This is a genomic window from Paraburkholderia sp. (assembly GCF_026225065.1).
GTDB lineage: Bacteria > Pseudomonadota > Gammaproteobacteria > Burkholderiales > Burkholderiaceae > Paraburkholderia.
The window spans coordinates 1-6,853 of sequence record NZ_JAMFSB010000223.1 but is presented as its reverse complement, the minus strand read 5'-3'; the positions used below and the strand labels follow the sequence as shown (position 1 = coordinate 6,853).

Annotated in this window: 7 protein-coding genes; 4 read left to right on the top strand and 3 right to left on the bottom strand. The window is 61.0% G+C overall.

What is annotated here, in order from left to right:
* Together M0954_RS16450 and M0954_RS16445 are read left to right on the top strand one after the other, a co-directional pair.
* On the top strand, positions 1-289 hold a 289-nt coding region (locus tag M0954_RS16450; RefSeq protein WP_297354301.1), incomplete at its 5' end, for a hypothetical protein.
* A gap of 917 nt (positions 290-1,206) precedes the next feature.
* Positions 1,207-1,947 (top strand): transporter substrate-binding domain-containing protein, encoded by a 741-nt coding sequence (locus M0954_RS16445; protein ID WP_122154395.1) that lies wholly within the window; start codon positions 1,207-1,209, stop codon positions 1,945-1,947.
* A gap of 56 nt (positions 1,948-2,003) precedes the next feature.
* Here M0954_RS16445 and M0954_RS16440 read toward each other — a convergent pair whose 3' ends face one another.
* A complete protein-coding gene (locus tag M0954_RS16440; RefSeq protein ID WP_122154394.1) occupies positions 2,004-2,423 on the bottom strand; it encodes a hypothetical protein in 420 nt (139 codons plus the stop codon).
* Positions 2,424-2,623: 200 nt separating this feature from the next.
* Between M0954_RS16440 and aac(6') the strand changes: the two genes are divergently transcribed.
* On the top strand, positions 2,624-3,088 hold the full coding sequence (aac(6'), locus tag M0954_RS16435; RefSeq protein WP_297354299.1) for an aminoglycoside 6'-N-acetyltransferase: 465 nt from the start codon (positions 2,624-2,626) through the stop codon (positions 3,086-3,088).
* Between the two features lie 59 nt (positions 3,089-3,147).
* On the opposite strand, the gene M0954_RS16430 is transcribed toward aac(6'), so the two are convergent.
* On the bottom strand, positions 3,148-3,615 hold the full coding sequence (locus M0954_RS16430; RefSeq protein ID WP_074265007.1) for an Lrp/AsnC family transcriptional regulator: 468 nt from the start codon (positions 3,613-3,615) through the stop codon (positions 3,148-3,150).
* Between the two features lie 130 nt (positions 3,616-3,745).
* On the opposite strand from M0954_RS16430, the gene M0954_RS16425 reads away from it, so the two are divergent.
* Positions 3,746-4,351: a cysteine dioxygenase family protein gene (locus tag M0954_RS16425; RefSeq protein WP_297354297.1), complete on the top strand. Its 606-nt coding sequence runs from the start codon at positions 3,746-3,748 to the stop codon at positions 4,349-4,351.
* A gap of 57 nt (positions 4,352-4,408) precedes the next feature.
* Here the strand turns inward: M0954_RS16425 and M0954_RS16420 are convergent, their stop codons facing one another.
* Complete coding sequence (locus M0954_RS16420; RefSeq protein WP_297354303.1) at positions 4,409-6,841, bottom strand: mechanosensitive ion channel family protein; 2,433 nt, start codon at positions 6,839-6,841, stop codon at positions 4,409-4,411.
* Positions 6,842-6,853 lie beyond the last annotated feature (12 nt).

Genomic DNA, 6,853 nt, shown 5'->3' with positions numbered 1-6,853 from the left:
GACTGATCGAGACGGAGGACGTGTGGACAGGACCAACTTCTTCTACTCCTATCGTGGATATGTCGTGTGCTGCGCCGCCGTTCGAAAAAACTCGGGTGCCTTTCGCGCGATCACGGAGATCGGTCGCTTTCACTGCGACTCCCCGTTCATTGTCGAGCACTCACCCTACAACGTCCTGTTTCTGGAGAGCCGTCAGGCGATCTACTACATGCTCAGGTGGGCGGAAGACTTGATTGACGACGTGCTCGAAAACCGCCACACCGCCGAGAAGGTCGCCTTTTCAAGGTGATTGAGAAGAGGTACCCGTTGAAACACTATCTTTCTCCCGGCGCAGCAGCGTCTTCGGCCATCCTGCGCCAGCGACCACGACACGCACGCACGCACGCAGCCATATTCGCCCGCGCTGGCCGGCGCTGATTCATCGCCGGCGGAACAACTTGCCTTCCCCACAGTCGCTTGCCGTGTTTCGCCAACTGATCACCCCAGATGGTCGGATCCAGTCGTCCGTTTTCCGCGCAAATGATGGGGCACGGGATGCACGCGCTTTTCCCACTGACTTAGCTCCGGACTTCACCAAACTTGAGATCGGCGTGCTTGTCCAGATATGCGATGCATCGGACACACCAAACGGTGTTGGCGCGCTTTCAAACGGGAGCCGCGTCGCCGCTGAAAACGATGACGACAACGTGCAGTCCGACTTGCCTGTTGCGAATGGCGGACTGCCCTGACCGGCCGACAAGGCTTTCTCCGCGCGCTCGTTGCTGGCGCGTTGTCGATGTGTAACCTCGGGAAAGTTAGATGATCCAACCGTCAGGTGTGTGAATTCGTTCGCTATGCTAAGTTGTCACACACGCCCTTCCGAGTCTCTCCATGCACCAGGCCACGACAAAGTGTTACTACCGCGGCTACGTGATTTATTGCGCAATCACTCGAGGAAAGTTCGGCGGTTATCTGGCGGCGGTTTCCATTGATCGGGGCGACGTCAGAAACTCGTCCGCGATCAATTACGCACCGCGCCATGTACTGTTTCCAAGTGAGAAGGACGCGACCTATTTCGCCCTTCATTGGGCCGAACGTCGCATAGACAACCTCAGCACAAGCGACCTTAATACATTAGGTAACCGAATTAAATCACCCGCATCGCAAAGGAAGTAGAATTGTCGATGATGTAACTTCGACCCGTCTGCGCCCTTCTGCGAGAACACAATGAACGTCACGATCGCGTACATAGAAGAACCTCCGTTTGGCTGGACCGATTCGGCGCAAGCTGCGACCGGAGCAGACATCGAACTCGCGGAAAGGGTTCTCATGGCGATCGGTGTCACGCGCATCGATTACCACCTGACGACCTTCAACGAACTGCTTCCCGGTGTTGAGGCGGGGCGCTGGGATATGAACGTCCCGCTCTTCGTTACACCCGAGCGCGCCGCACACGTTGCATTCAGCCTGCCGGTCTGGGGTATCGGCGACGGATTTCTGGTTCGAGCGGGCAATCCGAAATCCCTCGATAGCTACGCCTCTGTGGCCGCTATGGATGGCGCGCGTCTTGGAATCATCGCCGGACAGGTGCAACACGAGTCGGCGAGAGTATCGGGCGTGCGAGAGGATCAATTCGTTGTCTTCGAGGAGCAGCCTGAGGCGATCGACGCGCTGCGCTCGGGTGCGATCGATGCGTACGCGAGTACCGCGTTAGGGAACCGCATTTTGTCGACCCGCATTGGTGGCGGCGAATTCGAAGCCGTGGCACACGTCCCTGCTGATGGCGATGGACAACGGCCTCCGGTCGGCGCGTTTTCGTTCAACAAGGGCAATGATCGTCTGCGCAACGCAGCCAATGAACAACTTCGTTCGTATTTGGGCTCTGCCGACCATCGTACCCGTATGGCGAAATACGGTCTGACGGACAAGGAGATAGACCCCGCAGTTGTGGTCACGCGCTTCAACTGAGAAACCGGCTGGACTGGCACGGCGACGCCGTGAATATAGCTTGGCTTTACGACCATTCAATCTTCGAAGAACTGCCGACGGGTCGATGGAAGGGGCAGCAGAACAAGCGAGATGACGGCTAGTGACGCGACTACAAGACCGGTGGTATGACGCAAGGATCCAGTTCCCACGAAAGCTTCCAGCGGGCCGCCATTGGTCCCACGACTGAACAGGCCGATCCCCAACAGGAATATCCCAAGAATCCAGGTGTAAAACCACGCCCAACGACGCCGCGACACAAATGCGTAGGCGCCACTCCAGCTCAGGACGATAAGTGCAAGGAGGCAAACGGTACGAAGCGCATTCGCTCTGTTCGAAAAGCTGATTTGAATTTCCGGGCTGGTGTCGTCATTGCTCATGGTGACGCAAACCGTAAGAATGAACGCGTATACCCACTGGCACAAACCCATAAAAACAACCAAGAAACGACCTGACATTTCACAGATTCCTTTGCGCTGGCATGGGGATTCAGATTTGCGACCCGGACACGCCTGAAGGATCCGAACACTTGACGCGGCCGCAGTCAGCCGATAGAGAGATACTGTCAGCTTGAAGTGTACTTTAACGCGACGTCAGACCGACTCGTCGACAAAGAGCTCTGATGTCATTCTGAGTCTTATTGATCACCGGTTCAGGCATGCCTCCATTCGCATATACGGTTCGGGCTGTGTCACCCCACGATATTGGGACATGGTGTTCGTTGCGACATCTGCTCTGGCCACACGTAAGCGACGACAGGCATATTCTCGAAACTCAGCGGTTGCTTGCCGACCCGCATCGCTACGTGGCATTCATCGCCTTCTCCGACGACGACACGCCGGCCGGATTCGCCGAAGCCGCCGTGCGGCACGACTACGTCAACGGTTGCGAGACGTCGCCCGTGCTCTTTCTCGAAGGCATTTACGTCATGCCTGCTATACGCAGGGCAGGTATTGCGCAAGCATTGTGTGCCGCGATTGGCCAATGGGGCTCCGCGCACGGCTGCGCAGAATTCGCGTCCGACACCCGGATCGACAAAGTCGAGGCCCATGCATTGCACCATGCACTTGGCTTTGACGAAACCGAGCGTGTCGTGTTCTTCCGCAAGCGCCTTATCCGCTGATTCGGCCTGTAAGTGCAGCAGGCACCAGCCGGATAGCGTAATCACCATAAACCGGCCCACTACCCGGTATACCTCACCGGCAGTGCCGTCGAATACTTGATCTGTTCCATCGCAAAGCTCGAGCTCACGTCATACAACGGCACAGCGCCAATCAACAGCTTGTAGACCCGGTCGTAATCGTCGATATCCGACACCACCACCCGCAGCAGGTAGTCGGTCTCGCCGCTCATCCGGTACACCTCGACTACCTCGGGAATCGCCTGCACAGCGCGCGTAAATGTGGCCGCCCATTCTTCGGTGTGCTGGTTGGTCCGCACCGCGACGAACACCGTCGTGCCCACCCCAAGCTTGCGCGCGTCGCACAGCGCGACCTGGGCGCGGATCACGCCCGCCTCCTTGAGCCGCTGAAGCCGCTTCCAGCACGGCGTCTGCGACAGGTTCACGCGCTGCGCCAGTTCGGCGATCGGCATGGTCGCGTCGACCTGGAGTAGCTCGAGCAGCTTGCGATCGATGATATCCATTCCCATACGCACCCCCATCTAGAAAATTATTCTACTTTTACGATTTCAAGGGGAATTATATGAAAACTCTTTCTCCGCGCAAACCGGTATAAATATCCCCATCCGACAACCGAATTCAAGCGCCTGCACCGCCCCTATGAGCCACGAGACCTACCCGTCGCCCGACGACCACTCCCCGCAAACGCTTGAGCGCCTGTGCAACGCACTAGACGCCGCCTTCGCACAGTCCGCCGATGCGGCCGACCCGTCGCAACGCGCGGCGTTTGCGCTCAGCGTTCGCACGGCGCTCGCCGAGGCCGCCGCAGACCCGGCGCTGCTCGCGCCGGCCCAGCGTGAGGGATCTGTCGAATCGTACCGGCGTCATCTGCTGGCGGCGGATCCGCACGGCCGTTATGCCATCGCCGCACTGGTCTGGATGCCCGGCCAGGTAAGCCCCGTTCATGCCCATCGGACGTGGTGCGGCTACGCCGTGCTGGACGGTGCCATGTCGGAGACGGTGTACGAGTGGAACGAATCACGCCAGCGAGCCAGTGAAACCCGCTCCCATCCACGCGCAAGCGGCGCCGTGTCGTTTGTGCGAGCCGGCCATGGCGGTATCCATCGGCTCGGCAATACAGGCGACGCAGCCGCCGTCTCGCTGCACATCTACGGGGTCGAAGGGGCACAGATCGGCACCCACGTGAACGATCTGCTCGAGGTCGCCGATCACGCGCAACCCGTGGTGGAACCAGCGGTCGCCTGAGGCGGCCCCAAGCCCCATCAGAGCTCGCCACCCCTCCGCAAGACATCAAACGCGCGCCTAACTCTTCCCCGCATCACCCGCGGTAGGAATCTGAGGCGCAACCGGCGCAGTGCCGGTTGACGGCGGCGCCGGCCGCGGTTCGTGCGAAACGTCGCGCGCCCCTGCCACCGCCAGCTCCGCCGAACGTCCGCCGTGCACCGCGTGAGCATGCTCCGCGGTTGGGGCGTGCACGGGCCCTTCATCCTCCGGCAGCGGCTGCCCTTCGCTATCCTTCGACGACGTGAAAATCCGCATTTGCGGCACCGGAATCTCGATACCGGCTTCGTCCATCTTGCGCTTCAACCGCAGGTTAAAAGCGCGCGCCACACTCCATTGCTGCAGCGGCCGCGTCTTGATCTGTCCTTTCACGACCATCCAGTTCGGGTCGAAACGGTCGAGCCCCCACACCTCGATCGGGCCAAGCATCTCACGCCGGTAACGGAAATCGGACATCAGGTCGGCACCCACTTCGCGAATCAGTTGGGTGACCTGATCGACGTCAGCCGAAAAACCCATCCGCACTTCGAACACCGCATAGGCAAAATCGCGTGAAAGGTTTTTCACGATCTTGATCTGCGAGAACGGAATGGCATGGATCGCCCCCTGCCCATCGCGCAACCTCACGGTGCGAATCGACAGATGCTCGACCGTGCCTGCATGGCCACCGTCGACATCGATCCAGTCGCCCACCGAGATGGTGTCCTCGATGATGATGAACAGGCCCGTGATCAGGTCGGTCACGAGCGACTGTGCGCCAAAGCCGATTGCCAGACCGATCACGCCCGCACCAGCGAGCAGCGGCGTCACGTTAATGCCGAGATTAGCCGCGGTGACAATGCCGGCGATCGTCACGATGGTCACGAACAGCGCATTGCGCACCAGCGGCAGCATGGTGCGGGCGCGCGTGCTCGCGTTACGCGATTTGTTGCGCGGACCGCTGGGGTTGAGCGCTTCGGTAATCGCCGTGTCGATCAGAATCCACAGCAGCCAGGCAATAAAAAAGGTCGCGAAAATCGCCATGACCGCATGGGCGATGCCTCGCGCCGCGACGTTTTCCTCGATCACACTCACGAGCGACACGCCCCACAGCCGCGCCGCCAGTTCCAGAAACACGAGCCAGATGACCACCGTCACCAGCGTCCCTACGAACTGCAGCAGTCTCCTCAGATACGGTGAGCGGCGGTGCCTGCGGATATCGCGCGGCCGCGTCGCGCGCAACACGATGGCCGACATGAAGAACGCCAGCACCAGAAACAACGCCGTCACCACCGAGATCTGCAGTACGTTTTCGTTCGAACCCGAGCCGCCGATCGTGGCAACCACCGACGCACTTGCCAGCACCAGCACGGGCACATGCCAGAGCGAGGCGAGCACGTCGAACGCATCGGTCGCGGCCTTATGGTCGTGCCGCGGCTCGTAAGCCCGATTGCGGATCAGGTGCGCCACCGGCCGGCGAAACGCCACCGCGAAATACCCGGTCAGCACGGCTGCGGTCATGTTCGCCACGGTCGACACCAGCTCGGACAGATTCGATCCGAGCTGATGGGACACGTCGTAGTTCACCGCTGCATCGCCCAGTGCACCGCACACGCCGATCACGAACAGCAGGCGGCGCGCATGCTCGATCAGCACGCGCACGGCGACATGCCGGTGGCCCGAGCCGAACAGCGAAAACATGATGAGGCAGATCGCGGAAAATATCGCGCCGGCGACGATGCCGTAGGCCACCACCATCCCTAGCGTGCGGCCGAGTGCGTCGGGCATGGCCCGCGCAAACACAAGCGCGGCCAGGAAGGCCACGATCCATGGACCGACCCGCCGCAGCGCGAAAACCAGCAGTTCGCCAGCGGACGGATTCGGCTTGAGCGTGGCATCCACGCCATAGCGCGTATGCAAGCGGCGCTGCAGATAGATCAGGACCCACGCGCAGGCGCCCCAGCCCGCCAGCATCGCCACCATGTCCAGCAGGATCTTGCCGAGACTCTGGGGCCCCTGGCTCGAGACAATCGTGTAGAGCTCGTTACCGGCCGCGTTGAAGCGCCCGGCCCAGTAGCGCAACGGCGTGCGGCCTTGATGCACGCCGGATTCGAAAGAAGCGATCCCCGAGGCGATCGCGCCAAGCAAGCCCGGGCTCGGTTGAGCAGGCGCGGCCGGTGCGACATTGCGGGTAACGTCGCGCAGCTTCTTCAACTGGGTGACGAGTGCGGTGCGCTGGCGATCGTTGTCGAGCGTCGAGATCACACTGTCGAGCGAATGGGCCAATTCGGCCTGGCTCGCAGGCGATGGCGCAGACGCGGCTTCAGCGGCCGATGCCGCCGAAGCCGCCGAAGCCGCCGAAGCCGGATTGGCGGTCGCGCTGTTGATCAGACTCTGCAAGGCCGGGATCACCGGCCCTGCAGCCGCCTGCGCGGCCGCAGGGGTCCATGCGAAACACGCGAAGCACGCCAGCACGCGGACCCACAG

Excerpts from the sequence above, each read along its gene's own strand:
- M0954_RS16445 (WP_122154395.1), top strand. The coding sequence starts at position 1,207 with ATGAACGTCACGATCGCGTACATAGAAGAACCTCCGTTTGGCTGGACC.
- M0954_RS16440 (WP_122154394.1), bottom strand. The coding sequence starts at position 2,423 with ATGTCAGGTCGTTTCTTGGTTGTTTTTATGGGTTTGTGCCAGTGGGTA.
- M0954_RS16430 (WP_074265007.1), bottom strand. The coding sequence starts at position 3,615 with ATGGGAATGGATATCATCGATCGCAAGCTGCTCGAGCTACTCCAGGTC.
- M0954_RS16425 (WP_297354297.1), top strand. The coding sequence starts at position 3,746 with ATGAGCCACGAGACCTACCCGTCGCCCGACGACCACTCCCCGCAAACG.